The following is a 22404-nucleotide window of genomic DNA, read 5'->3' as shown; positions in this document are numbered from 1 at the left end:
TATGGTATTTTTATGAAACATGAAAACTTTTTCATTGATTAAATAAATTAACATGCTAAAATAAAATTAGAAAGGAGTAAAAAAATGGAAAAGAAAAAAAGTTTTTTTAACAGTTTAGTATTTAAATTAATCCTTGGAATAGCAATAGGAATTATAGTAGGCCAAATGGCAAACCAAGGGTTAATAGCAGTTATTGATGCAATTAAGAGGATACTTGGAGATTTAATAGGATATATTGTTCCTCTTATAATTTTAGGATTCATAACACCAGCTATAGTAAGCTTAAAAGATTCAGCAGGGAAAATTTTATCAGTAACCCTATTAATTTGCTACATATCATCAGTAGGTGCAGCAACAATGAGTTTAATAGCAGGAAGAATAATAATTCCCCATCTTAATATAGCAAGCAATGTAGGGGCAGGAAATGAGATCCCAGAAGCAATATTTAAACTTCAAATAGCTCCCATAATGCCAGTTATGACAGCCCTTGTAACATCAGTTTTAATAGGACTTGCAGTACTTTGGACAAAATCTCAAACATGGGAAAAACTTTTGCTTGAATTTAACAACATAGTTCTTGCAATAGTAGATAAAGTTGTAATAACAATTCTTCCCCTATACATTGGAACAACCTTTGCGGAACTTGCTTATGAAGGAGCAATAATTCATGAACTTCCAGTATTTATTAAAGTAATTTTAATTGTAATAGTTGGACACTTTATTTGGATGACCCTTTTATATTCAATAGGAGGAGCAATATCAAAAGCAAACCCAAGAGAAGTATTTAAACACTATCCACCAGCATACTTCACAGCAGTAGGAACCATGTCCAGTGCGGCAACCCTTCCAGTAGCCTTAAAATGTGCAAGAAAATCAAAAGTCCTTGATCCTAAAATAAGGGACTTTGTAGTACCCCTATGTGCAAACACCCACCTTTGCGGTTCAGTATTAACAGAAACATTCTTTGTAATGACTGTATCACAAATTTTGTACGGAAAAATGCCAGAAATATCAACAATGATTTTATTTATTTCCCTACTTGGCATTTTTGCCATAGCAGCACCAGGAGTGCCCGGAGGAACAGTAGTAGCATCTTTAGGTTTAATAACAAGTATTTTGGGCTTTAACGACACAGGAACAGCTCTAATGCTTTCCATATTTGCCCTTCAAGACAGTTTCGGAACAGCATGTAACGTAACAGGAGATGGAGCAATAGCCTTAATGGTAACAGGAATATTTAATAAAGTTCCAGGAAGAAATGGAAACGTAGAATACCAACCAAGCACAGAAGAAGATGTAAAATAAAAAATAAATAAAGACTTATTAAGAGAATATTTAATCTTAAAATTTAACTGAGATTGAATATTCTCTACTTTTGTTGTATAATAAACTTATCTTCAGGGCGAGGTGTAAATCCTCACCGGCGGTTATAGTCCGCGAGTTTTAACTGAATCGGTGAAATTCCGATACCGACGGTATAGTCCGGATGAAAGAAGATTTTTTGTATGCCCGGAAGTTGGGCTTTTTTTATTGCCCTTAAAATTAAGGAGGAATAAATATGAACGAAGTAAAAGTAAGAAGCAGATTTAAAACAAGAAACATAACAAGAGTTGCAGTTCTTTCAGTAATAGCCTTTGTGCTTATGAACATAAAAACTCCCTTAGGATTTATAGCTCCCTCATTTATGAAGCTTGACATTTCGGATATGCCGGTTTTAATAGGAGCCTTTACCATGGGACCTGTATATGGGGTTATTACAGCTTTAATAAAAAATATCTTAAAAATAATTATTGCAGGATCTGACACAGGACTTGTAGGAGAACTTTCAAACTTTATCGTTGCAAGTGCCTTTGCAGTAACAGCCTCTCTTTTCTATAGAAAACATAGAACCTTTAAAGGAGCAATAGGATCTTTAGCCTTGGGAATAATAACCATGACAGCTTTAGCAATGCTTTCAAACTATTTCTTTATTTTTCCCCTATATGGGAAAATAATGCCAATGGAAGCAATAATCTCCATGTGTTCAAAAATAAATGCAAATGTTAAAGACTTAAAAGACATTATGTTTTATGTAGTTTTGCCCTTTAACCTTGTAAAAGGAACGATAACTGCGATATTTACAATCTTTATCTATAAGCACGTAAGACCTGCTCTAAAAGACTAAACAAAATTAAAAAATCAATTAGAACCGTAAGTTTAAACTTACGGTTTTTTATTTAAAAAAATAAAATTAAAAAGCATAAGATCATGGCTATTTTGCCTTTGTAAAAAAATTTTTAATATGATAATATAAATTTAATATCAATATAGACAAAAATGAGGAGGATTTTATGAAAGTAAGAAATGTAAAATTTGTTTTTATGTTTTTAGCAGTTTTTGCACTAACTTTTATTTTGCCACAAAATGTAAGTGCAGCAACTCTTGAGCCACAAAACATGGACGAATTTAAAAACATGGTTGAAAATGCACAGAATGGAGATGTTATAGACCTTGTAAAATTTTATAACAGAAATGAATTTAAGCCAGGAGGTAATGACTTTTCTTCCCTTGGACTAATTAATGTAAATAGTAATATTACCATTATGTCATCAGACCCAAAACAAGCTGCTTATGGATGGGGTACAACAGAGGGAGCAAGGGCTGTTTACATATCAAATATAAGCTTTAATATAGCTTCTGAAAAAACTCTTACTCTGAAGGGACACCTTTATCTAAAGGGACCTGAAGACAAAGCAGTAATTTCAGGCGAAGGGAATCTTTATTTAACTGAGAGGATGAATCTTTCGGGACAAAATGGCAAGCCTGCTATTTATCTACCTAACAGTTCAGTAAAAATAGAAAATCTTATGTCTTATACTGGTGAGGAGGAAACTGGTGAAATTAATGAATATGGGTATCCTGTAACAGTTAAGCTAAAATATTACAGCAGAATTATAGGGGGAGATTCTTCAACAGAAAGGGGAGCAGATGCCATTGTTGCTAAAGATATTGAAGTTGATCAAACTAATTTAGACTTTAAACCTTCCCCTTATACCGTTGATCAGGGCCTTTATATAAGAGGCGGTAATGGCCTAGGAGATAATATCCAAGGCGGCCATGGATTAAAGGGTGAAAATATAATCGTAGACCTTTCAGGAGAAAAAAATGAATATCATTCTACATCTACTGTTATTTCAGGAGGTGCAGGAGGCTACGGTCAAGGAGCAATAATAGGGAAAAATATTAATATCAAGTGTGCCGGATACAATAAAATAGCTCCAGGTAACGGAGTTGATTTATCTGTAAACGAGAGCAAAAGAGAAAAGTTTTACTATGGTACTATTGAAGTTGAAGATGATGGAGGTAAATTAGACTTTGCCACAAAAGAATTTCCAAGTCTAAATGATAGCGATAAGGAAAAAATGAATAGCATAACCGGTGGTGGTAATATAAAATATATAGACTCAAATGGTAATACAGAATCCGAAAATTTTTTCAGTGGGAAAAGATTTACTAACTTCTATGGGCCTATTATCCTTGCTAATGGAAACGCTAAGGTAAATGTCTATAGAGGAAACTTTATAGACAAGGGAGCTAATGACACTATGCCTAGTGGTTCAGCTGATCCAGACTTTATGTACAAGCTTCCCCATTCACCTGTTATAGAAATGGGAACTGGAACATTGAATTTGGGAATGCCAGGTCAAACCGATCCTTTATCAATAGGTTGCGGTTTTCACTTCTTTAATACATCAGAAGCCCTTATAGACTCAAAGGCTGATGTAAATGTTTACGGAGCAAACACCTCTATTCAAGGTCCTACACCTGGATCAAGCACATCTAATAAAGGGTATAGCGACAATGAAATAGCACCTAAGGTTGGGGCTGCAGGTATTAGAACTCTGGGTAAAGTCTTAGTTGACGGAGCTAATATTTCCGGTGGAGGAATATCTAACATATTAAGTGATAATGGTTCAAAAAAAGACCTATACAGATTTGGCTCTGGTATAAAAGATGCAAGTGAAGTTAAACTTGTAAATGGTGCAGTGGTTCAAGGCTATGGACCTATAAAATACTTGAGAAATAAAAGTGTATACAAACACAGCAATAGCTTTGCTGAAGAAAATGTATCTGCAGGCTACGGACTTGAAAATGTAGTCAGTGTATATATTGAAAACTCAGAAGTCCACGGTGGAGATATATTAACTGTCCCATCTAATTGTGATACTTCAGGTAGGTGTGAAGGTAATGGAATTGCCGGAGCAGGGATAAAGGGTGCTACAGACATTCAAATTATAGGTGACTCTTTAATAACGGGGGGTTCATCCACTAATATAACTCGGAACGGATATTTATTTGCCGACAGACTTACGGCAGGAAGCGCCATTGACGGAGGAGAAAATCTATCTGTAAAGGGTGGAGCACAAATTTATGGCGGAGGAAGTTCCACAAAGTCAGGTCACGCCATTGCCAATGTAAATAACCTAGTTGTTGAAGGTGATGAAGCAAGCGGAACGGAACCTACAATTTTTGGTGGAGGTTGTAGATTTACAGATCAAGAAACTAATAGGCAAGCAGGTTCAGGCCTTTATATGGTAGGAAATGCCACTATAAAAGCAGGTAAAATTGAAGCTGGTAATAAACTTTATCAAACCTATATAGAAGCTTATAAGGAGAAAATGCATCCAAGAACTAGAGGTGGAGGATTCTCAGGGCGATCCTCTGAAGCCTATGCCATATCAGCAAGTGGTAAAGTTATAATTGACGGACAAGGTCAATTCACACCACAAGTTATGTCTTATACTACACCTAAAGGTTGGTTTGGAAAAGATCCTATAAGTAGTATATTTTTAGAAAACGATGGAGCCTTATATGTAGGCAAGGCAAAAGTATTTTCCGGTGGAGATGAAGAGTACAGAGATAAGAATATTTTAGTCAAGGGCGGAAAATATCACGTTGATATTTTTAAAGAAAACACCATAAATTCTTATGAAAAAGCTGAAGATAAAGATGGAAATCCTCAGGGAATAAAATATAGGACAGAAAATTCAACTCCTCTATATAGAATATTAAAAGTTGATAAAAATAAAAATTACAGTGATCTTATTGATGAAGATTTAAAGAAAGGTCCAGCTTATGACGGTGTATTTGAAAGAGATTTTGGCATTCTTCTATATAAGTCTAATGCTTCTTTAGGAAAGACAGCGAAAGAGAAAGCTTTGGTTAGAAAAGATCTAGCTCAAGGCTTAAAAACTCTTGAATTTAAAGAAGAAAAAGATTTAAGCAAAATGGCTGATGACAACATAGTTTTAAAAGAAACTGAAAAGCCTGAACCAAAACCTCAACCTCAACCTGAAAAGCCTAAAGAAGATAGGGAGATTGGAGGAAGATTCACTATAATAAGTGAAGATCATAATAATCATGATGATGATCATTATGAAAACCATATAAAATATATTTACGGTTATCCTGATAACAATATTAAACCTGAAGGAAATATAACAAGGGCAGAAGCTGTGGCAATAGCAGTAAGATTAAAGGGAATTTCTGCAAATAACAAGGTAAAACCTGATTTTGAAGATGTTGAAGAAGGACAATGGTATATAGCTTCTCTAAATGAAGGAATAAGACTTGGACTTTTAGATTGGAATCAAAATAAAATAAGACCCAATGATCCTATAACAAGAGGAGAAATGGCAAAACTTTTCGCTGCCATTGATGAAAAAAATAATGCAAAATCAGATTTCCCTGACATAATCGGCCATAAGTACGAAAAAGAAATTAATATGGCTTTTGGAAATGGAAGAATAGTAGGATATTCCGACGGAACATTTAAACCAGATAACAATATAACAAGAGCTGAAGCAGTTATAATGTTTAACAGTATTTTTAATAGAATTCCAGATAGGGCTTATATTGATTTAAATGAAGCTCTATTGGAAAAGTACAAAGACCTAAATAAAAAGCACTGGGCTTATTACGAACTTATGGAAGCTGCAAACAGTCATGAATTTAAGAGAAAATCAAATCTAAAGGATGAAATTTGGTTAAAAATTATAGAAGATAAAAGTTTATTAAAGTAAAAAAATAAAATTTTATAAGACCTCGACTAAGATTTATATATTAGTCGAGGTCTTTTTATTTTCTTATATTCTTAATCCCTTGGCAGACTTAAATTAATAGTTTAAAATTAGTCTAAGGCAAAAATAAATTAAAAAATTTACCTACTTTAAAATAAAGCTTAAAAATAGGAGGAAAAGATAAATGACAAAACATGAAATTATTCTTGGAGATAGCAAAAAAATGGACAAAATATCAGATGAGTCAGTTAATCTAATTGTCACATCGCCTCCTTATCCCATGATAAAAATGTGGGATGAAATGTTTAGCAAAAAGGATCCAGAAATTGAAAAGGATTTACAATCTGAAGATGGGATGGGCGCTTTTTTTAAAATGCATAAGGTCCTTAAAAAAACTTGGGAAGAGTGTGACAGGGTTCTTGCTAAGAATGGTTTTGTCTGCATTAATATAGGAGATGCAACAAGAAGTATAGGAGATAATTTTCAACTTTTTTCCAATCACACTCAGATTATTAATACCTTTCTTGAAATGGGTTATAGTCTTCTTCCCGATATTCATTGGAGAAAGCAGTCCAATTCTCCTAATAAATTTATGGGCTCTGGAATGTATCCTGCTGGTGCTTATGTTACTTATGAGCATGAATATATTCTGATTTTTAGAAAGGGCGGCAAGAGAATTTTTAAGGGTCAAGAAAAATTATTAAGACAAAAAAGTGCTTTTTTTTGGGAAGAGAGAAATGTTTGGTTTTCTGATCTTTGGGATGTTAAGGGAACTTCTCAAACTATTCTTTCAGCAAAAAATGGTCGTGATAGAAATGCTTCTTTTCCTTTGGAGATACCCTTTCGATTGATAAACATGTATTCAGTGGAGGGGGACACTGTTTTAGATCCCTTTGCAGGCCTTGGAACAACTAACCTTGCTTGTATGATTTTAAATAGGAACAGTATTGGAGTTGAGATTGACGAAGCTATTGCAGATATGGCTTTAAATAATATGGATAGGAGCCTTGATGAATTAAATCAAATTATTGATACTAGAATTAAAAGACATTTAAATTTTATTGATTCTTTAAAAGAGGAAAAAAAAGAAAAATGTTATCTTAATGATCATCATGGTTTTCTTGTAAAAACAAAGCAGGAAAAGAAAATTGAAATTAATCCTATAACTGAAATTAAAAAAGAGGGAAATGTATTTTTCTGCCAATATGGTAAGGATAAAAGTTAATTATTTATATAAAAATTAGCGGATAAGAGCTATTTTGCTTTTGTCCGCTAATTTTTGTGATTTTTTATAAATTTTATAAAATCAAATTTATTTTGACCAGGAAATTTCCTTAAATTAGGCCTATATAAATAAAATTTGGCTTTACATAGAAAAGTCAAAGTGTTTTTAATCTTCCACTTCTATTTCTATACCTGTTTTTGTCTTGTTGTAATAGATCATTTTCACATCTATTACTTCAGAAAGACGGCCCATAGTTTTATAGCTAAAGGGTTTTACAGAATAGGGGGTGTTTCCAACATATCCGTCTATACCTTGGCTTTCTTCTTGAGGATTTGCCAAACGATAGGAAGTGTTTTTCTTTTCTGCAAGAAAAGCCAAGATTACTTTTTGAAAATAAAGTCCGTTAAATGTTTTGTAGATAAGAAGATCTTCAACCCAGTCTTCTACCATGGCTTTATCAATAAGATCAATGGCACTGCGAAGATTGTTTATCTGCAGCCATATTTTTTCACTTGCTTCTTTGCGGGCATTGGGATTTAGATTTTCATACCAAGACTTCCAGCCTTCTATGGTCTTTTCATCGCCGGATTCTAAAAATTCCAAAAAGAGATTGGACATTTGACCTACAACATTTGGACGGGTTCCCTTTGCATTTTGATTAGCCCAGTTAATTAATTGAGATGTGTATTTGGGAAAAGAATAGGGACTCTTATCATTATACAGGCTAATATCTTTATTATTCATTGAATAATTCATCTTTAATCCTCCTTAAAAATTTTGACTTATTTTATTAATATTATATAAGTCTATGGTTTCTTAAACAAGAAAGATGGGAAAATAAAAAAACCGCCTTAAAAAAGACGGCTTTAACTTTGTTATTCTTCTTCTTCTTTTTCTTTAGTTTCAGCAACTGTAGGAACTTCAACTGATGCTTCTGATGTTTCTTCTTCAATAACTTCTTCTTGAGGAGCACTTAAAGTAGCCACAATTTCATCTCTATCTGTAAGAATTTCGATTTTTTCGTTTTTAGCTATGTCAAGATCTTCTACTGTCATTGTATCGCCAATTTGCATATCAACAACTTTTACAAGAGCTTCACTTGGAAGATCTGCAGGTAAACATTCAATTTCAACTGTATCAAGTATTTGCATCAATACTGAAGGTTGAACTTTTACATTATCTCTGCCTTCAAGAACAACAGGAATTTCAACTTTGATTTTTTGATTCATATCTATTAGATAAATATCATAGTGCATAATTTGATTTTTAAAGGGATGTTTTTGAACGTCTTTAAAAAGAATATTTTTTTCTTCTCCGTCAAAATCAGCCTTTATAATGTTTGAAAGACCTGCATTTTGATATGCTTTTACTAAATCTTTTTCTACTGCATATACGTGAATTGCTTCTTCTCCCTTTGAGTATGCAACTCCAGGGACAAGACCTTGTGCTCTAAGTTTATCGACCTTATTTTTACCAAAGGCCTCTCTTTTTGTAAAATTTAATTTCATAATATCCTCCTAATTTTTTATTATACCCGATCCAAGACAAACTTCTCCCTTGTAGAAGACACATACTTGTCCGGGAGTAATTCCTTTTAACGGATTTTTTAACTTAATTTTTAAATCTTGACCGTCCTTATAGATGGTCATTTCTTCATCAGGTGCCCTATAACGAATTTTCCCAGTGCATTTAAAGGGAAAGTCCGGTTTTTCAGTTATGAAAAAGGGATCTTCAACAGTAAACTCATCTTTGTAAAGAAGAGGATTTTTAACTCCCTGAGCTACTATAAGCCTGTTGTTCTTTAAATCCTTATCACAAACAAAAAAAGGTTCTCCGCTTCCAACACCGCCTATGCCGATTCCTTTTCTTTGACCTATTGTGTAATGAATAAGGCCTGAGTGTTTGCCGATTATATTTCCATCAACATCAACAATGTCGCCGGGTTTTGTAAATAAAAACTTGTCTAAAAATTCATTAAAATTTCTTTCGCCTATAAAACAAACTCCAGTGGAATCTTTTTTCTTAGCTGTGGACAAATTTAATTTTTCTGCAATTTCTCTAACTTTATTTTTTTCTAAATTTCCAATAGGGAAAATAGTTTTCTTTAAGGCTTCCTCATTTACTCTGCTTAAAAAATAGCTCTGGTCTTTATTTTTATCAAGGCCTCTTAAAAGATAGGTTCTTCCGTTTTCAGTCTTGGTTCTTGCATAATGTCCCATAGCTATATAGTCTGCATCAAACTTCATAGCAAAGTCAAGAAAAGCTTTAAATTTTATTTGAGTGTTGCACATAACATCGGGGTTAGGGGTTCTTCCTTTTTTATATTCTTCTAAAAAATAAGAAAAAACTTTATCCCAGTACTCTTTTTCAAAATTCACTGTGTACTGCTTGATTCCCAGTTCCTGCGAAACTTTTATAACGTCTAAATAATCATCAGTAGCAGTGCATTCAGCATCATTTTCGTCCCAATTTTTCATGAAGACTCCGATTACATCATAGCCTTCTTCTTTTAGAAGATAAGCAGAGACTGAAGAATCAACTCCGCCGCTCATTCCAAGGACTACTTTTTTCTTTTCCATTTTATCACCTAAACAAATTGTATTATACAATAAAAATCCATATTTTAAAAGTTAGTTAGGCTCGCTTCCTTCATATATTGTTGTAAGTAAACCTTGACCTGTGTGTATAGAAATTATAGGTGTCATCTCGATGATTTCTATTTTAACATCGGGATCTTTTTCTAAGATCATTTCTTTAAGTATTTGGGCTCCCTCTTCATTAGCACATTGAGATATAAAAAGCTCTTTTGAATTCAAATTTCTATCTTCAAAATATGTTTCTTTTAATTTTTTATAGGCATTCTTAATGCCTCGAGTTTTTTCTTTTACTGTAAGCTTTCCCTCAGCATCCACTCTTAGTATAGGTTTTATCTTTATAGCTGTTCCCACCAGGGCAGCCGTTACTGAAAGCCTACCGCCTCTTTGCAAATGAAATAAGTCGTCTACAATAAATATGTGTTTTAAAAATTTTGCTTTTTCTCTTAAAATTTCGGCATTTTTTTCAATAGGGATTTCTTTATCTCTATTTTTAAGGGCATGTTCAGCAAGAATTGTAAGACCTGCTGTTGCTGCAAGGGAATCTACAACTTCTATTTTTCTTTGAGGAAAGTCTTTTAAAAGTTCATCTGCTGCAATTTTAGCCTGTAAATACTGACCTGAAAGCCCTGAAGAAAGACATATATATAAGATGTCTTTCTCTTCTTCCAGAGATTTCTTAAAGTATTCTTTAAATGTAAAAGAATTTATCATTGAAGTGGACATATCCTTGTTTTTTAATATTTCCAAAAATTCTTCTCTGCTTAAATTTTTAAAATCATCTGTATTTAAAATTGTTTCTTTGTCAACAATGATATCCATAGGAATAATATTTATTTTGTCTATTATATCTTGGCTGAAATCTCCACCCATGTCTGCATATATTGAATACATATTTTTCTCCTTTTTTAATATAATCACATAATATCTTATTTCTTGTTTAAGTTTCAAGTAAATGTTAAAATTAAAAAGGTGATTGCATGAAAAAAATAATAATTTTAATATCTTTAATTTTATCTTTAAGTCTTTTTACAGCCTGTAATAAGGATAAAGAACTTGAAAAATATTCAGACCAATTTTTCGACACCTTTGACACTGTTGTAGATGTAAGTGTCTATACAGAAAACGAAAAAGAAGGTCAAAAACAACTTGAACTTATAAAAAACGAATTTGAAAGATTAAATAAACTCTTTGACAGATACAATAAGTATGACGGAATAAACAATTTTTGTAACGTCAACGAAAATGCAGGGCTCGCTCCTGTAAAAGTGAGCCCTGAAGCTTATAAACTTATTAAGGATACTTTTACCTACAATAAAGAACTGTCAAATAAGGTTGATATATCCATAGGACCTGTTGTGGACCTTTGGACAAAGTACAGGGACCTCTATAACGAAGGAAAAACAAAAGAAGAGGTAAAAGCCTTAACAGGATCTTATCTGCCCACAGAGGAAGCCCTAAAAGCTCTCAGACCCCTTTTAGGTATGGATAAGATTGTGCTTAATGATGAAGAATCTTCTATCTACTTAAAAGAAAAGGGAATGAAAATGGATATAGGTGCTGTTGCCAAGGGATATGCAACAGAACTGGTAGCTCAAAAAGCAATTAAAGAAGGGGTAAAGCACTGCGTAATAAGTGCCGGAGGTAACGTTAGAATTATTGGAGATTTCCCAAAAAATGATAGTGGAAAAACAGCCTTTGCCATAGGAGTAAGAAACCCAGATGTTGATGAAAATACAAACGGAATGGATTCCATTTCTGAAGTTTTGCATTTAAATGACACTTCAGCTGTAACAAGTGGAGATTATCAAAGATATTTTGATTTGGACGGAATAAGATATTGCCACATAATTGATCCATTAACTTTAAAACCTGCCCATGATTTTAAATCAGTAACAATTATTGCAAAAGATTCAGGCCTTTGTGACTTTTTATCTACAGCTTGCTTTTTACTTCCCATTGAAGAAGGAGAAAAACTTTTAAAAGAAAAGAATGCTCTGGGAATTTGGATTGATAAGGATTCAAAAACTTATATGATGGAAGGTGCTCAAGAGTTGACAGATAGGGGACAAAAATGAGAAATAATATAAGAGGCCTTATCTTTCATATTTTCTTAGGACTTATCCTTTTTGTTCTTGCTTATTTTATAAATTTAAGCCCAAGTTTGACAGGGGTTTTATATGGCAATTTTATTTTCAGACTTGTCCTTATAGCTTTTGTGATTTTTTTGTATTTTAACTTTTCAAAGGCTATGAGCAAAAGGCAAAATAAAAACTTTGATTTTCTTGCGGGAAATTTAATTGTCTTTATAGGTTTAATCACTATGGGATTTGCCTTTTTAGGACTGGGAAAAAATATTTTTAAAGCAGGACCAGGAGGAAGCGGATTCAGAATTTTTATGGACGTGTTTTTATTTCCCCAGCTCTATATTATTAGACTCTTAAAACTTAAAGAAAGCTTTGTAAGTTTAATCTTACTAAGCTTTTTGCCAGGTTTAATTTATGGAATTTCCATAAAAATTAGCAGAAAAAAGCTTATAAGAAAAAGAAATTTAGCAAGAAGAAGAAAAATATGAATAGATTAAAAAAACTTTTATTTTTAGTCTTTCTAATTATTCTCGCCTACGGTATAAATTTATTTTTAAGTCCCTCTTTAGGGCAATTTGAAGCTTATACCGTAACAAAAGTATCTGATGGAGATACAATTTGGGCAAACAATGAAAAAATAAGAATTATAGGAGTAAACACTCCAGAATTAAAAAGTAAAGAAGACTTTTCTCATGAGGCAAAAGACTTAACTAAAAGCCTTGTTTTAAATAAAAAAGTATATTTTGAAAAGGACATAGAAGAAAGGGATAAATATAATCGACTTTTAAGATATGTTTGGCTAAAAAAACCTAAAAAAATAAATAGGGAAGAAATTGAGAAGAATACCCTTGAAGGAATACTTTTAGCAAAGGGCTATGCAAGGGTCTATACCTTTAAGCCAAACATAAAATACAAAAAATATTTTAAAGAAATAGAAGATAAAGCAAAAAAAGAAAAAGTCGGAATGTGGAAAAATTCAGAAGAAGGGAGCACAAGAGGTAACTGATGTATAAATATAAAATGGAAGAACTTGTAAAAATTACAAAGGAAAGATTAGAAGAAAGAGGAATAGAAATTTCAGACATAGCAAAAATAGTTTATGATCTTCAAATTCCCTATAGCCCTCATGTAACTTATGAAATTTGCCTTGAATCCGTTGAAATGGTTTTGGGAAAAAGAGAAGTAGTTCATGCTGTTCTCACAGGCCTTGCTCTTGATAAGATGGCAATGGAAAAAAATTTAGACGAACCTCTTCAATCAATAGTTTCTAACGACGAAGGCCTTTACGGTATAGACGAAATATTGCCCCTTGGAATAGTAAATTTATACGGGTCCATAGGACTTACAAATTTTGGATATCTTGACAAGGAAAAAATAGGAATAATAAAAGAACTTGATGACAGAAAAAAAACTTCAGATGAAGTTACAACCTTCGCAGACGACTTAGTTGCAGCTATTGCAGCCGCAGCAGCATCAAGAGTTGCTCATCAAAATATAGGTTAAAAAATATCTTGACAAATGAATAAAAACACTCTATTATAATCAATAGTGTTTAAAAAGCCCCGGAAATTTTTTATACACAGGAGGAAATTCATGAATAGCAAGAGCTTTATGGCTAAAGCTAATGAAGTTGAAAGAAAATGGTATATTATAGATGCCGAAGATAAAGTTTTAGGTAGACTTGCTACTGAAGTAGCTACTCTATTAAGAGGAAAACACAAAGCTATCTATACACCCCATGTTGATACAGGCGACTTTGTAATTGTAATTAACGCAGATAAAATTCGTCTAACAGGTGACAAGTGGAATCAAAAAGTGTACGCATATCACACCGGATATCCGGGAGGAAGAAGAGAAATCCAATATAAACAATTAGTTCAAAAAAATCCTGAAAGAATCATTGAACTTGCTGTAAAAGGCATGTTACCAAAGAGCAGATTGGGAAGAAAAATGTATACAAAACTAAAGGTTTATGCAGGACCAAATCATCCTCACGAAGCACAAAAACCTGAAGTATACGAATTTTAATTGGAGGTAGTTATGGACAATAAGCAATATAGAGGAACAGGAAGAAGAAAATCTTCTGTAGCTCAAGTTAGACTTATTCCCGGAAACGGAAACTTTACCGTTAACGGAAGAGATTTAGACAACTACTTTAACTACGATACTTTAATAACAGTTGCAAAATCTCCCCTTGAGTTAACAGAAACTCTCGGCTCATATGATGTTATAGTAAAAGTTCACGGTGGTGGATTTACAGGTCAAGCCGGAGCTGTAAGACATGGAGTTGCAAGAGCTTTACTTGAAGTAAACGCAGACTTCAGAAGTCTATTAAAAAAAGCGGGCTACCTAACAAGAGACCCGAGAATGAAAGAAAGAAAGAAGTACGGCTTAAAGAAAGCAAGACGTGCTCCACAATTCTCAAAGAGATAAGATACAAAAATTACCTTGGAATCACCAACTTCCAAGGTTTTTTTATTTTATAATAAAAACTTTATAAAAAAAATCACAAAGAAAAACTTTGTGATTTTTTTAATTTCTATCTAATTTATAATTTTTAATAGAGATAAAGATAAGACCGCTGCCTAAAAGGGCAAGACAAGTGGAAATTAAAATTGCATGGGAAGGTCCAAAAAGATCTATGGACACACCTCCAACAAAAGCACTTATAACACTGCCAAGAGTTATGGCACTGGAAAGAAAACCCTGAGCCTTTGTAGCCTCTCTAGGGGAAACTGCAAGATCCATAAAATAAACTGAAGCTGGAGTAAAAAGGGCAAAGCCCACAGCCTGAGTTACTTGTATTAAAAATAAGAATTCCACATTAGTTGCCATGTAAGTTAAAATTCCCTTTAAAGCAAACATAAGAGCTGAAAATTTTAAAATACTTTGAATTTTAAATTTCTTATTTAATTTTAAAAAAGCAAACATTGCAGGAAACTCTATTATAGAAGCTATAGCAAGGACTAGGCCTGCGTCCTTATTAGTTCCCCCTATGTTTTTTACAATTTGAAAAATGTAATTTATTAAAAACATATAAGAAGTGTAAAGACCAGCAACCCCAATTAAAAATAAAGTTAAATTTTTTCTTGAAATATAATTATTGTTCTTTTCAACCTTTTTTTCATCAAAGCTTTCATTGTTTATTAGGTTAACATTTTTAAAACTTTGAAAAATCAGTAAAATTGAAATCCCAATATAGAGAAAAAGTCCAAAAATCATAGGGGACTCAGTATTTTTAAGAGCAAGTCTTCCTAAAATTACAGAAGTAATTGAAAAGGAAATAGAACCTATTCCACGGCTGAGACCATAATTTATAATTACATTAATTTTCTTGTAATAAAAAGAAAGAGCATTTATTAAAGGAAAAATCAGTTGAGAAACAGTAATAGAAAGCATGGCAAAAATAAAAGTTAAGTAAAAATCCTTAAATAATAAAGTTCCACCAACCATAAAAATTCCTAAAAAAGAAAGAAAGAGAAGATAATCTCTAACATTATATCTTTTAGACTTATCAGCCATGTGACTTATGCTCGGCTGCAAAAAAACCGCAATTATATTTCCAAAACCTGTAACAATACCAATTTCAGTAGGACTCATACTTCTTCCAGTTAAAAAGGCATTCATAAAAGTAGGAACGGCACAAATAATCATCCAATAGAAAAATTGAGTCATTAAATATTTTTCTTTTGGAAATTTTATTGTATTATTCATTCTTTAACAACCTCCAATAAGTTGTCTTTATCATAGAGAAAACTCATCTTAGAAAAAACTTTCCCCTGAAAAACATAGTCTAAAAATATTTCATCAGCCTTCCAGTGGGGAAGATCCATAAATTCCTGGGGATAGAGCCAGTGAAGATCTCCCTCATTACACTCATGTAAAACCCCCTTATAATCATCAACATAATAAACTTCCATAGTCTCATGGTAGCCGGAAATATCCCTATAAAAAACACTTCCACAGTGAATTTTATTTTTAACAATTAAACCAGTCTCTTCAAATATTTCTCTGTCAATACCTTGGTCAGGGCTTTCACCTTCCTCCACGTGACCGCCGATGCCAATATATTTTCCCTTATTTATATCATTTTTCTTTTTATTTCTCAGTAAAAATAAAAATTTTTCCTTATCTTCTAAATTTCTTATATAGGCAAGAGTAAAATAATTTTTCATAAACACTTCCCAATTATGTAAAAAATCCTTGATAATCAAGGATTAGTTGTTTTTTATTAATTCTTTTAACTTAGTTTTATTAATTATAAAACAAGCAAGGCTTGTAACAATTAAAGTAGAACCAGCTATACTTACAAAACTTATTAAAAAAGGAAGCTTCATACTCATATCAAGGTTTCCAGTTTTAAAAAGCTCTAAAGTTACTAAAAGTCCAGATACACAACTAAAGATTAAAGAATTAAGGTAGACGTTTTTTATAAATTTACTTAAAGCATAAGTTATAATTGCACAGGAACCACCTACGATCATATCAATAGGGCCAAGGGGAGATGCAAAATTTGCAAGAGCTCCACCTAAAATTAAGGCAGGCACAAACTTTCTGTTAAAAAAAGGAAGGACTGAAAGAGCCTCACCAATTCTTAACTGAAACATATAAAACCCATAGGGGTTTAAACCTATAAGCAACATATAAAAAGCGAGTACTATGGCATTTTTTGCTAAATCTTTTGTCTTCATAATATCACCATTTAAAATAGTAACAAAAAAAAGTTCCTTTTGCAATGAATGAAAAAGATATAAAAAGTGTAAATATAATATAAGAAATAAGTAAAAATAAAATTAAAATCTTTTCTTTAAAAAAACTTTGTGTTTAAATAAAATTGAAGATTTATGGAGGAGAGACCATGTATAGAGAATTTAATGAAATTAACACCTACATTGACAATATTTTTTTAGGCTATCCAGAAACTCAAAAAAATAAAAATATAAAAGCCGAACTTAAAAAAAATATGAACTTAGGCATGGAAGAAAAAATAAAAATATCAAATAGAGAAGAAGATGCCTTTTTTGAAATTATAAATGAATTTGGAGACATGTCAGACCTTAAGGAAGTCTTGGATAATAATTTTCCTCAAAATATAAGCTATGATGCAAGAGAAGTGGAAAATAAAAAAGAAAAATCCTTTCCCTTTAATTTAGACAATAGGCAAATAGTTTTATTGGGTCTGGTTTCATTTTTTGTCTTAGGTGAAGTTGCTTCCTATGCAGTTTCTTGGTTTGTTTTAATAGCTTTGATAGTTTATTTTAAAAAGGAAAAAAATAAAAAAAGCCTAAAAGAAAATAAAGACGAAAAAAATAAACTTAAAGATTAAAAAGACCTCTTTATCTTAAAATATAGAGAGGTTTTTTATAAGAATTTGCTCTTCAAATTGTCCCAATAAGAATCCTTATTGAGGACTAATTTTTTTATGGAATTTTTAGAAATTTTTAAATTCACTCTTTTTAAATTTGAAAAACTATATTCATTTCCATCCACTAGAACAAGGCAGGAGTTAGAATATCTTCTTTCAGGTACCAAACTTATCACATGGTCTCCAGGAACGATTACAGAGTGGATTAGGGACCTGTAGGCAGCAGAAAAAACAGGAGAGATAGGAGTCATTTGTAAAACATTTAAAGTTGGATAAACAATAGACCCTCCCGTTGAAAAATTATAGGCAGTAGAGCCCGAAGGACTTGAAACTAAAATTCCGTCACCAGAAAATTTTTCAACATGATTTCTCTGTACAAAAACATTTATGTGGATAGTCTTTGAATGTTGAGCCTTTAGGACAATTTCATTTAAAGCCGTAAGATTTATAACTCGGTTTTTTGTATAAATATCACCCTTAACAAGTTTTAAATCTTCAATTTCATAATCCTTTTTTTCATATTGATCCAAAAACCAATCTATCTGATCCGGTAAAATTTCTTGAAAAAATCCCAAGTGACCAGTATTAATTCCCACAATAGGCATCTGAGGAAAATTGTTGTTGTGAATAGACTTAATAAAAGCCCCATCTCCACCAATGCAGATTGTAAGTTCAGCCTTGTGATTGAAAGTTGTAGAAGGTAAGTAGTCCCTTTCCTTTAGTTTTTCATAAATTTCATAAGAGATTTTTTTTGATTCAAAATTGTAATTTGAAATAATATTAATTATTTTTGACATCTTTTCACCTTTACTTTAACTAAAGTATATAATATAGTAACTTTTGCAAAAAATAAAGAGGTGGATATGGATATATTAAAAGACGATTTTAACTTTTATCATTTTACAGTTGATAAAGCTATGAAAAATAAAGAATTTTTAAAAAAAATAAACTTGTCATCAAGATACATTAGAAGAAGCGTAAGAGAAAAAAATATATTTGTAAACGGTAAGCTTATCCTTCAAAACATTGACTTAAAACCAGGGGATATAGTCTCCATAAAAATTGAAGAAGAAGAATTAAACGCCATAGCTGAAGAAAAAGAACTTGATATAGTCTATGAAGACAATGACCTTTTAATAGTAAACAAAGAACCAGGCATAATTGCCCACGCAGTAAACGTGGAACAAAGGGGAACCCTTTCAAACTATTTAGCAGGATATTTTTTAAAAAATAATATAAAAAGAAAAATAAGACTAGTAAATAGATTAGATAGAGATACCAGCGGACTTATAATCGTGGCAAAAAATTCCAACGCCCACTCCCAACTGGCAAAACAAATGGAAGAAGGAAAAATCATAAAAAAATACATGGCAATAGTAGAAGGAGTAATAGATAGAGAAACCATAATTGAAAAAAATATCTTGCGTTCAGAAGACGGAATAAAAAGAATAGTAGACCAAAGAGGCCAATACGCAAAGACCCTTGTAAAACCCATAAAAACCTTTAACAATATGACCCTGGCAGAAGTTCAGCTTTTCACAGGCAGAACTCACCAAATAAGAGTCCACTTAAACTATATAGGTCATAGCCTTGTTGGAGATCCCCTTTACGGAAATCCATCACCCCTAATAAAAAGACAAGCCCTGCACTCCTATTACTTAAAATTTAACCATCCAAGGACAAATAAAATCCTTGAAATAAAAGGAGAATTACCTTGTGATATGAAGACCTTAATAATGTAATAAACTTGTAAAAAGTTAATTGATGAATTATAATAAAAATAGATTCTGCGATGTGCGAAATAAAAACTTCATTTAATTCAACCGACAGAAAAGATCCGGGAGGCCGTCGTCTTAATAAGGATAAAATGCCCTGCGGGGACTTTAGAGATATTAGGCAGGCCACCCACCTAACAACTAGGGCGGGTCTGAATTAATGGAGCATACGGCATTGCGGAATTTTTATTTAATCATCTTTCCCCTTTCAAAATAAATAAGCTCCCCAGGATACTCAGAAATATACTTAAGAGCAAAATCAAAATCACACGCCACATCAGAAGCCCTGTGAGCATCACTTCCAAGAGTTAAAAATCTTCCCCCAAGATCAAAATACCTGTCCAAAAAAACCTTCTTAGGATGAGGAAAATTAAGCCCCTTTCTAAGACCACCAGTATTAATCTCAAGAGCAATATTTTTTTTAATTAAAAGCTTAAAAATTTCTTCAACCCTATCAAGATAATCATAGGGATCATATTTAAAATCAATATACCTATCTATATAATCCAAATGGCCTAAAATATTAAAATTATCAAAAGAATTAAGACACTTTAAAATGTAATCGTAGTATTTATTAAGCCAAAAATGCGGATTTTTTTCAATCTTATCCCTATTTTCAAAAATATCATCCTCGTAAATACCATGAATAGAACCAATAACATAATCAAAAGGATAAAGATCAATTAACCTATCAATAAAGCCCTTAAAATTTAAATTTAAACCTATTTCAATCCCTCTTAAAATTTTTATCTTTGAAGAATACTTATCCCTAAGCCTGTCAATCTCCTTAAAATAATCATTTAAATTGTACATACAAGGCTCTTTATCACCTAAAAAAATATCATAATGATCAGTAAAACCCATAACCTCAACATTTTTAGCAATAGCACTCTTAACAATTTTTTCAGGATCTTCCACAGAATCAAAGCTGAAATTAGAATGTAAATGTAAATCAAATAATTTCATAAAAAACTCCTTAATCGTTTGAATTTGATAATATTGGGTAAATAAATAATATCACATATTAAAAGGGAGGCCCAACATGGGAATTTTTGATTATTTTGAAAGAAAAAGAAGAGAACAAGAAAGAAAAAGACTTGCAGAAAAGGCAGGAGCAGTTTTAACAGGAGCAGCCCTAGGAGGACTTGCAGGAATTTTATTTGCACCTGAATCAGGCGATAAAACAAGAAAGAAAATAGCAGAAAAATCTAAAGACGCAGCACTAAACGTAAAATCTTCAGTAGAAGACCTTGCAGACTCAGTTCAATATAAAGCATATCAAGCAGGCGAAACAAGCAGAAAAATCATGGGCGATTTAAAAGAAAAAGCCAGCGATGCAAAAGAAGACTTTAAAGATGCCGTTGAAAATGCAAAATATAAAGCAAGAGCAATAGGAGAAGTTATTTCCGAAAAAGCAGAAGACGCAAAAGAAGACGTAAAAGAAAAAGCAGAAGAAGTAAAAGAAAAAGGTAAAAAAGCAGCAGAAGACGTAAAAGAAGCAGCAAAAGAAGTAAAAAAAGACGTAAAAGACGGAGCAAAAGAAGTAAAAAAAGACATTAAGAAATAGGAGGAATCTATAATTATGGGAGCAACAATTACTTTAGAAGATTTGCTCAGAATTATATTATATTTAGCGGGAGCAGGAGCACTGATATTCTTAGCCCTTGTCCTTAAAAAAGTCCTGGGAATATTGGGAAAAGTTCAAGAAATTGTAGAAAAGAACCAATATGTAATAGACGATACAATGAAAAAAATACCCGCAATTTCTGATGACGCAATAAAAATCACTGCTAATGTATCTTCTATTTCCAGTGAAGCCAATGAGCTTTTGACAAACGTAAAACCAGAAGTAGAAAAACTTGCCCAAAGCGTGGGAGGAGTATCAAATACAGTAAATAACGTAACAAGAAACCTGGACCTTGCAGCAGATAAAGTAACAGGAGCAGTTTCAAACGTAACAGATACCGTAAGCGATACCGCCAAAACAATCCACTTAAACGCAAACAACGTAGTTGATTACTTCTACATTTTAAAAGAAGTAATAGAAGTAATAAAAACAACTCTCTTCGGTAAATAAAAATAAAAAAATCGGCATATTTAACATATGCCTTTTTTTTATTTATCATTGTTTATTTTAAATAATTCGGCTTCGCCGCCGGACCAATAAATTGGTCCCTACAATGGTTTAAAATTACACCGTTTTATGCTATAATTTCCTTGTTTTTGGAGGTAATTATGGATAAATTTCCCAAAAGAAAGCCTATGCATCTTGAAGGCTTTGATTATAAAACCCCAACATTTTATTTTATTACCCTATGTGTAAATGGTCGCAGAAATTTGCTCGGAGAAATTTCTCAAGAAACATTTGTGCCCTCCAACGATTCGGATATTATTATCGCTCGTTCTTTTTCTGCTCTTTGTGAATCATTTCCAGGTTCCTCTATTGATTCTTATGTCATTATGCCCAATCATCTTCATTTTTTAATTTTTAAAAATAATGAATTTGATCTTATTGAGATTGTTAAATTTTTTAAGGTTTTTTCTACAAAATTGTTTTCTCGAGAGATTTTTGACAATCGTTTTTGGCAAAAGAATTTTTATGATCACATTGTAAGAAATGATGAAGATCTCATGAATATACGGGAATATATTTCAAACAATCCCAAAAGGTGGTATTTGGATTCTTTGTTTGTCGATTAAAATTAATTTTAAATAAACCATGTAGGGACCGGTTTACCGGTCCGTGTGTGTTGGGTGAGAAAACAAAATCAATATTTGTTTTAAAATATTATATGGGCATGTAGGGACCGGTTTACCGGTCCGTGTGTTGGGTGTGAAAACAAAGTTAATATTTGTTTTAAATTTTTTCAACAAACCATTTATTTATAAATTTTCATTTTCATTTTTTATTTTATTTCAATTCGTTCGCCATACGCCACCGGACCAATAAATTGGTCCCTACAATGGTTTAAAATTCTTTTTTTAAATAATCCTCATCCCTTGCCACAAACTTTATTCTGGCTGTAGGGACCGGTTTACCGGTCCGTGTGAATTGGGTGAGAGAACAAATATTGCATTTGAATAAAAATTTATTTTAAATTTTTATTTTTATTTTGTATTTTAAATTTTTTCAATTTATATTTAATCTGCATTTATTCTTTCTCATTTTTTTATTTTATCTCCAAATAATTCGCCTAACGGCGGCGGACCAATAAATTGGTCCCTACATTCGCTTGCAAATATTTAATCTTTTGAAACCTCTTCGCACAAAATTACCCCACGTTCCTTCGTGGATTCCA

General features: G+C 32.2%; 24 protein-coding genes, 1 other RNA gene and 1 riboswitch. Of the genes, 16 read left to right on the top strand and 9 right to left on the bottom strand.

What is annotated here, in order from left to right; translation table 11 throughout:
- Nucleotides 1-84: 84 nt before the first annotated feature.
- The 4 genes from J2S72_RS02975 to J2S72_RS02960 all read left to right on the top strand — a co-directional run bounded on the left by J2S72_RS02975 (nucleotide 85) and on the right by J2S72_RS02960 (nucleotide 7284).
- Entirely contained in the window at nucleotides 85-1305 is a 1221-nt protein-coding gene (locus J2S72_RS02975; protein ID WP_023055332.1) for a dicarboxylate/amino acid:cation symporter, read from the top strand.
- Between the two features lie 84 nt (nucleotides 1306-1389).
- A riboswitch (FMN riboswitch) is annotated at nucleotides 1390-1502 on the top strand.
- A 56-nt stretch (nucleotides 1503-1558) separates the two neighbouring features.
- The gene (locus J2S72_RS02970; protein ID WP_023055385.1) at nucleotides 1559-2164 is read left to right on the top strand and encodes an ECF transporter S component; all 606 of its coding nucleotides are present in this window, start codon (nucleotides 1559-1561) and stop codon (nucleotides 2162-2164) included.
- Between the two features lie 166 nt (nucleotides 2165-2330).
- Nucleotides 2331-6062: an S-layer homology domain-containing protein gene (locus tag J2S72_RS02965; RefSeq protein WP_023055342.1), complete on the top strand. Its 3732-nt coding sequence runs from the start codon at nucleotides 2331-2333 to the stop codon at nucleotides 6060-6062.
- 181 nt (nucleotides 6063-6243) lie between these two features.
- A complete protein-coding gene (locus J2S72_RS02960) occupies nucleotides 6244-7284 on the top strand; it encodes a DNA-methyltransferase (protein ID WP_023055425.1) in 1041 nt (346 codons plus the stop codon).
- A 165-nt stretch (nucleotides 7285-7449) separates the two neighbouring features.
- Here J2S72_RS02960 and J2S72_RS02955 read toward each other — a convergent pair whose 3' ends face one another.
- The 4 genes from J2S72_RS02955 to J2S72_RS02940 all read right to left on the bottom strand — a co-directional run bounded on the left by J2S72_RS02955 (nucleotide 7450) and on the right by J2S72_RS02940 (nucleotide 10772).
- Nucleotides 7450-8040 carry an MjaI family restriction endonuclease gene (locus J2S72_RS02955; RefSeq protein WP_023055375.1) on the bottom strand — a complete coding sequence of 197 codons (591 nt, stop codon included), beginning with the start codon at nucleotides 8038-8040 and terminating at the stop codon, nucleotides 7450-7452.
- 119 nt (nucleotides 8041-8159) lie between these two features.
- Nucleotides 8160-8792, bottom strand: a complete 633-nt coding sequence (locus J2S72_RS02950; RefSeq protein WP_023055440.1) for a 50S ribosomal protein L25 — start codon at nucleotides 8790-8792, stop codon at nucleotides 8160-8162.
- A 9-nt stretch (nucleotides 8793-8801) separates the two neighbouring features.
- Nucleotides 8802-9863: a tRNA 2-thiouridine(34) synthase MnmA gene (mnmA, locus tag J2S72_RS02945; protein ID WP_023055392.1), complete on the bottom strand. Its 1062-nt coding sequence runs from the start codon at nucleotides 9861-9863 to the stop codon at nucleotides 8802-8804.
- A 51-nt stretch (nucleotides 9864-9914) separates the two neighbouring features.
- Nucleotides 9915-10772: a DegV family protein gene (locus J2S72_RS02940; protein WP_023055339.1), complete on the bottom strand. Its 858-nt coding sequence runs from the start codon at nucleotides 10770-10772 to the stop codon at nucleotides 9915-9917.
- A gap of 86 nt (nucleotides 10773-10858) precedes the next feature.
- Here J2S72_RS02940 and J2S72_RS02935 point away from each other — a divergent pair, with 86 nt between their 5' ends.
- The 6 genes from J2S72_RS02935 to rpsI all read left to right on the top strand — a co-directional run bounded on the left by J2S72_RS02935 (nucleotide 10859) and on the right by rpsI (nucleotide 14398).
- A complete protein-coding gene (locus J2S72_RS02935; protein ID WP_023055395.1) occupies nucleotides 10859-11956 on the top strand; it encodes an FAD:protein FMN transferase in 1098 nt (365 codons plus the stop codon).
- Nucleotides 11953-12453 carry a hypothetical protein gene (locus tag J2S72_RS02930; RefSeq protein ID WP_023055331.1) on the top strand — a complete coding sequence of 167 codons (501 nt, stop codon included), beginning with the start codon at nucleotides 11953-11955 and terminating at the stop codon, nucleotides 12451-12453. The genes J2S72_RS02935 and J2S72_RS02930 overlap by 4 nt, the downstream gene beginning before the upstream one ends.
- Complete coding sequence (locus J2S72_RS02925) at nucleotides 12450-12971, top strand: thermonuclease family protein (RefSeq protein WP_307494962.1); 522 nt, start codon at nucleotides 12450-12452, stop codon at nucleotides 12969-12971. Before J2S72_RS02930 ends, J2S72_RS02925 begins: the two co-directional genes overlap by 4 nt.
- Nucleotides 12971-13468 carry a phosphatidylglycerophosphatase A family protein gene (locus J2S72_RS02920; RefSeq protein ID WP_023055322.1) on the top strand — a complete coding sequence of 166 codons (498 nt, stop codon included), beginning with the start codon at nucleotides 12971-12973 and terminating at the stop codon, nucleotides 13466-13468. Before J2S72_RS02925 ends, J2S72_RS02920 begins: the two co-directional genes overlap by 1 nt.
- Before the next feature lie 90 nt (nucleotides 13469-13558).
- A complete protein-coding gene (rplM, locus tag J2S72_RS02915) occupies nucleotides 13559-13993 on the top strand; it encodes a 50S ribosomal protein L13 (protein ID WP_023055397.1) in 435 nt (144 codons plus the stop codon).
- Nucleotides 13994-14005: 12 nt separating this feature from the next.
- Nucleotides 14006-14398: a 30S ribosomal protein S9 gene (gene rpsI / locus J2S72_RS02910; RefSeq protein ID WP_023055337.1), complete on the top strand. Its 393-nt coding sequence runs from the start codon at nucleotides 14006-14008 to the stop codon at nucleotides 14396-14398.
- A 99-nt stretch (nucleotides 14399-14497) separates the two neighbouring features.
- Here rpsI and J2S72_RS02905 read toward each other — a convergent pair whose 3' ends face one another.
- Genes J2S72_RS02905 through J2S72_RS02895 form a run of 3 tightly spaced genes read right to left on the bottom strand, consistent with a single transcriptional unit; the run spans nucleotide 14498 to nucleotide 16656 of the window.
- Nucleotides 14498-15679 carry an MFS transporter gene (locus tag J2S72_RS02905; RefSeq protein WP_307494961.1) on the bottom strand — a complete coding sequence of 394 codons (1182 nt, stop codon included), beginning with the start codon at nucleotides 15677-15679 and terminating at the stop codon, nucleotides 14498-14500.
- Complete coding sequence (locus J2S72_RS02900; protein WP_307494960.1) at nucleotides 15676-16140, bottom strand: NUDIX hydrolase; 465 nt, start codon at nucleotides 16138-16140, stop codon at nucleotides 15676-15678. Before J2S72_RS02900 ends, J2S72_RS02905 begins: the two co-directional genes overlap by 4 nt.
- 42 nt (nucleotides 16141-16182) lie before the next feature.
- The gene (locus J2S72_RS02895) at nucleotides 16183-16656 is read right to left on the bottom strand and encodes a QueT transporter family protein (RefSeq protein WP_307494959.1); all 474 of its coding nucleotides are present in this window, start codon (nucleotides 16654-16656) and stop codon (nucleotides 16183-16185) included.
- Between the two features lie 167 nt (nucleotides 16657-16823).
- Between J2S72_RS02895 and J2S72_RS02890 the strand changes: the two genes are divergently transcribed.
- Nucleotides 16824-17291 carry a hypothetical protein gene (locus J2S72_RS02890; protein ID WP_307494958.1) on the top strand — a complete coding sequence of 156 codons (468 nt, stop codon included), beginning with the start codon at nucleotides 16824-16826 and terminating at the stop codon, nucleotides 17289-17291.
- Between the two features lie 35 nt (nucleotides 17292-17326).
- Here J2S72_RS02890 and J2S72_RS02885 read toward each other — a convergent pair whose 3' ends face one another.
- Nucleotides 17327-18127 carry an NAD(+)/NADH kinase gene (locus tag J2S72_RS02885; RefSeq protein ID WP_023055180.1) on the bottom strand — a complete coding sequence of 267 codons (801 nt, stop codon included), beginning with the start codon at nucleotides 18125-18127 and terminating at the stop codon, nucleotides 17327-17329.
- Between the two features lie 66 nt (nucleotides 18128-18193).
- Between J2S72_RS02885 and J2S72_RS02880 the strand changes: the two genes are divergently transcribed.
- Together J2S72_RS02880 and ssrS are read left to right on the top strand one after the other, a co-directional pair.
- On the top strand, nucleotides 18194-19072 hold the full coding sequence (locus J2S72_RS02880) for an RluA family pseudouridine synthase (RefSeq protein WP_023055182.1): 879 nt from the start codon (nucleotides 18194-18196) through the stop codon (nucleotides 19070-19072).
- A 39-nt stretch (nucleotides 19073-19111) separates the two neighbouring features.
- Nucleotides 19112-19293, top strand: a non-coding RNA gene (gene ssrS / locus J2S72_RS02875) — 6S RNA.
- On the opposite strand, the gene J2S72_RS02870 is transcribed toward ssrS, so the two are convergent.
- On the bottom strand, nucleotides 19292-20071 hold the full coding sequence (locus J2S72_RS02870) for a histidinol-phosphatase HisJ family protein (protein ID WP_036739233.1): 780 nt from the start codon (nucleotides 20069-20071) through the stop codon (nucleotides 19292-19294). The genes ssrS and J2S72_RS02870 overlap by 2 nt on opposite strands.
- 76 nt (nucleotides 20072-20147) lie before the next feature.
- Between J2S72_RS02870 and J2S72_RS02865 the strand changes: the two genes are divergently transcribed.
- The 3 genes from J2S72_RS02865 (at nucleotide 20148) to J2S72_RS02855 (ending at nucleotide 21805) form a co-directional block, all read left to right on the top strand.
- On the top strand, nucleotides 20148-20672 hold the full coding sequence (locus J2S72_RS02865) for a YtxH domain-containing protein (protein ID WP_307494957.1): 525 nt from the start codon (nucleotides 20148-20150) through the stop codon (nucleotides 20670-20672).
- A gap of 15 nt (nucleotides 20673-20687) precedes the next feature.
- Nucleotides 20688-21182, top strand: a complete 495-nt coding sequence (locus J2S72_RS02860) for a hypothetical protein (protein ID WP_023055176.1) — start codon at nucleotides 20688-20690, stop codon at nucleotides 21180-21182.
- Between the two features lie 158 nt (nucleotides 21183-21340).
- Entirely contained in the window at nucleotides 21341-21805 is a 465-nt protein-coding gene (locus J2S72_RS02855) for a transposase (RefSeq protein ID WP_023055183.1), read from the top strand.
- Nucleotides 21806-22404: the final 599 nt, after the last annotated feature.

The organism is Peptoniphilus koenoeneniae (genome assembly GCF_030812875.1).
Lineage (GTDB): Bacteria > Bacillota > Clostridia > Tissierellales > Peptoniphilaceae > Peptoniphilus_B > Peptoniphilus_B koenoeneniae.
The sequence above is the reverse complement of the archived record's forward strand: the minus strand, read 5'-3'. Positions and strand labels throughout refer to the sequence as shown.

Excerpts from the sequence above, each read along its gene's own strand:
- J2S72_RS02905 (WP_307494961.1), bottom strand. The coding sequence starts at position 15,679 with ATGAATAATACAATAAAATTTCCAAAAGAAAAATATTTAATGACTCAA.
- J2S72_RS02855 (WP_023055183.1), top strand. The coding sequence starts at position 21,341 with ATGGATAAATTTCCCAAAAGAAAGCCTATGCATCTTGAAGGCTTTGAT.
- rpsI (WP_023055337.1), top strand. The coding sequence starts at position 14,006 with ATGGACAATAAGCAATATAGAGGAACAGGAAGAAGAAAATCTTCTGTA.
- J2S72_RS02970 (WP_023055385.1), top strand. The coding sequence starts at position 1,559 with ATGAACGAAGTAAAAGTAAGAAGCAGATTTAAAACAAGAAACATAACA.
- J2S72_RS02890 (WP_307494958.1), top strand. The coding sequence starts at position 16,824 with ATGTATAGAGAATTTAATGAAATTAACACCTACATTGACAATATTTTT.
- J2S72_RS02930 (WP_023055331.1), top strand. The coding sequence starts at position 11,953 with ATGAGAAATAATATAAGAGGCCTTATCTTTCATATTTTCTTAGGACTT.
- rplM (WP_023055397.1), top strand. The coding sequence starts at position 13,559 with ATGAATAGCAAGAGCTTTATGGCTAAAGCTAATGAAGTTGAAAGAAAA.
- J2S72_RS02965 (WP_023055342.1), top strand. The coding sequence starts at position 2,331 with ATGAAAGTAAGAAATGTAAAATTTGTTTTTATGTTTTTAGCAGTTTTT.
- J2S72_RS02955 (WP_023055375.1), bottom strand. The coding sequence starts at position 8,040 with ATGAATTATTCAATGAATAATAAAGATATTAGCCTGTATAATGATAAG.
- J2S72_RS02940 (WP_023055339.1), bottom strand. The coding sequence starts at position 10,772 with ATGTATTCAATATATGCAGACATGGGTGGAGATTTCAGCCAAGATATA.
- J2S72_RS02885 (WP_023055180.1), bottom strand. The coding sequence starts at position 18,127 with ATGTCAAAAATAATTAATATTATTTCAAATTACAATTTTGAATCAAAA.
- J2S72_RS02960 (WP_023055425.1), top strand. The coding sequence starts at position 6,244 with ATGACAAAACATGAAATTATTCTTGGAGATAGCAAAAAAATGGACAAA.
- J2S72_RS02900 (WP_307494960.1), bottom strand. The coding sequence starts at position 16,140 with ATGAAAAATTATTTTACTCTTGCCTATATAAGAAATTTAGAAGATAAG.
- J2S72_RS02925 (WP_307494962.1), top strand. The coding sequence starts at position 12,450 with ATGAATAGATTAAAAAAACTTTTATTTTTAGTCTTTCTAATTATTCTC.
- J2S72_RS02935 (WP_023055395.1), top strand. The coding sequence starts at position 10,859 with ATGAAAAAAATAATAATTTTAATATCTTTAATTTTATCTTTAAGTCTT.
- J2S72_RS02920 (WP_023055322.1), top strand. The coding sequence starts at position 12,971 with ATGTATAAATATAAAATGGAAGAACTTGTAAAAATTACAAAGGAAAGA.
- J2S72_RS02975 (WP_023055332.1), top strand. The coding sequence starts at position 85 with ATGGAAAAGAAAAAAAGTTTTTTTAACAGTTTAGTATTTAAATTAATC.
- J2S72_RS02895 (WP_307494959.1), bottom strand. The coding sequence starts at position 16,656 with ATGAAGACAAAAGATTTAGCAAAAAATGCCATAGTACTCGCTTTTTAT.
- J2S72_RS02860 (WP_023055176.1), top strand. The coding sequence starts at position 20,688 with ATGGGAGCAACAATTACTTTAGAAGATTTGCTCAGAATTATATTATAT.
- J2S72_RS02950 (WP_023055440.1), bottom strand. The coding sequence starts at position 8,792 with ATGAAATTAAATTTTACAAAAAGAGAGGCCTTTGGTAAAAATAAGGTC.
- mnmA (WP_023055392.1), bottom strand. The coding sequence starts at position 9,863 with ATGGAAAAGAAAAAAGTAGTCCTTGGAATGAGCGGCGGAGTTGATTCT.
- J2S72_RS02865 (WP_307494957.1), top strand. The coding sequence starts at position 20,148 with ATGGGAATTTTTGATTATTTTGAAAGAAAAAGAAGAGAACAAGAAAGA.
- J2S72_RS02870 (WP_036739233.1), bottom strand. The coding sequence starts at position 20,071 with ATGAAATTATTTGATTTACATTTACATTCTAATTTCAGCTTTGATTCT.
- J2S72_RS02880 (WP_023055182.1), top strand. The coding sequence starts at position 18,194 with ATGGATATATTAAAAGACGATTTTAACTTTTATCATTTTACAGTTGAT.